Genomic DNA, 292 nt, shown 5'->3' with positions numbered 1-292 from the left:
TACATCAAATACAGCATCTACATCACAGCTATCTGTACCACAAGATTGAAGCGCTAATATATTAGCAGCATTCCAATCATTAGCAATAGTTTCATTATCTGTACCGTTACATTCTATAGTTTCATCTACAACCGTACAAGCTGTTAAGTCTGGACCAATAGAATCTTCAAGTGTAAGTGTCGCAGTCAGTGTAGTTTCATTATCACAATCATCCGATACCGTATAGATTACAGTAATAGTACCACCAGCACCACAAGTGGAAGCAAGGTTCGTGAAAGCATAATCCGAAGTT

Annotated in this window: 1 protein-coding gene; it reads right to left on the bottom strand. The window is 38.0% G+C overall.

All coding sequences use genetic code 11. The features are described from left to right. The coding region (locus ACVC3Y_RS00045) for a hypothetical protein (RefSeq protein WP_452225704.1) at positions 1-292 on the bottom strand (292 nt) is incomplete at both ends.

This window comes from Lacinutrix cladophorae (genome assembly GCF_053604645.1).
Note: the sequence above shows the minus strand (reverse complement) of the source record. Positions and strands in the feature narration are given on the sequence as shown.